Annotated in this window: 1 protein-coding gene and 1 pseudogene; one reads left to right on the forward strand and one right to left on the reverse strand. The window is 70.6% G+C overall.

Features of this window, described 5'->3' with window-relative positions:
* Positions 1-449 (reverse strand): annotated as a pseudogene (locus ACP4IX_RS36160) (CPBP family intramembrane glutamate endopeptidase); the annotation flags it as partial.
* A 257-nt stretch (positions 450-706) separates the two neighbouring features.
* On the opposite strand from ACP4IX_RS36160, the gene ACP4IX_RS36165 reads away from it, so the two are divergent.
* On the forward strand, positions 707-1,468 hold the full coding sequence (locus ACP4IX_RS36165) for a MerR family transcriptional regulator (protein WP_426523870.1): 762 nt from the start codon (positions 707-709) through the stop codon (positions 1,466-1,468).
* The last annotated feature ends 87 nt before the right edge of the window (positions 1,469-1,555 follow it).

Genomic DNA, 1,555 nt, shown 5'->3' on the forward strand with positions numbered 1-1,555 from the left:
CTGCCGCACAGCTTCTCCAGTGCCTGGAGGGCGAGGCCGCGGAAGAGCAGTTCCTCGGTCACGGCGGCGCCGACCTGCATCGCGGCCATGCTCGCCACGATCGACAGGCCGTTACCGGGCCGCTCGTCGAACGAGAACTCGGTGAGGAGCGTGAGCATCGACACGGTGATGAGAACGAAGCCGATCGCGACACCGGACAACGTCTGGACCACGGACCCCGACTTCGCGATCTCCGGTACGTCCCGCCCGGCGACGTGGCGCATGACCGCCCAGTAGATGACAACCGCCACGGCCGCACCCACGACGGCGACCACCCCACCCACCGCGACCAGGCTGGACGCCAGGCCCACACCCACGATCCCGGTCAGCATCCAGCCGAGGGGCGACCGGAAGAAGCGGCCGGCCTTTTGGCGTGTGGGCTGGGGCAACGCGATGCGCGTCGTACTCATGGTGACCTTCGTAGGGCATCCGCCGCGCGCCTTCCGCGACCTGCCAAGAACGCTACGAGAATGCCGACTCCTGCGAATCACCCCCGAGTGGACAGCTCCGGGTAGCTCCGACGGGGGACGCGGAGGACACGGGGGACACCGGCGCCGGACGCCGCGCAAGGCGGGGCAGTCACGGTCCGGCACCCGGGACCGCACCGGACTTGCACCTCACGTCACGTGAGGAGGCAGCGTGAAGGGCGTCAGAGAAGGGAGCGGAAGTGAGCTACTCCGTGGGACAGGTCGCCGGATTCGCCGGAGTGACGGTGCGCACCCTGCACCACTACGACGACATCGGCCTGCTCGTACCGAGCGAGCGCAGCCACGCGGGCCACCGGCGCTACGGCGACGCGGACCTCGACCGGCTGCAGCAGATCCTGTTCTACCGGGAGCTGGGCTTCCCGCTCGACGAGGTCGCCGTCCTGCTCGACGACCCGGCCGCGGACCCGCGCGCGCACCTGCGCCGCCAGCACGAGCTGCTGACCGCCCGGATCAAGAGGCTGGAGGAGATGGCGGCGGCCGTGGAGCACGCCATGGAGGCACGCAGCATGGGCATCAACCTCACGCCCGAGGAGAAGTTCGAGGTCTTCGGCGACTTCGACCCCGACCAGTACGAGGAGGAGGTCAAGGAGCGCTGGGGGAACACCGACGCCTACCGCCAGTCCAAGGAGAAGACCGCCTCGTACACCAAGGAGGACTGGCAGCGCATCCAGAACGAGGCCGACGAGCTGACCCGGCGCTTCGTCGCCCTGATGGACGCCGGTGAGCCCGCCGACTCCGAGGCGGCCATGGACGCCGCCGAGGACCACCGGCAGGGGATCGCCCGCAACCACTACGACTGCGGGTACGAGATGCACACCTGCCTGGGCGAGATGTACGTCTCGGACGAACGTTTCACGCGAAACATCGACGCCGCGAGGCCAGGCCTCGCCGCCTACATGCGCGACGCGATCCTCGCCAACGCCGTCCGGCACACCCCCTGAGCGGTGGGGGGGGGGGGGGGGGGGGGGGGGGGGGGGAACCCCCCCCCCCCCCCCCCCCCCCCCCCCCCCCCCCCACCCCACCACCCC

The organism is Streptomyces sp. WG5, from assembly GCF_049974565.1.
Taxonomy (GTDB): domain Bacteria; phylum Actinomycetota; class Actinomycetes; order Streptomycetales; family Streptomycetaceae; genus Streptomyces.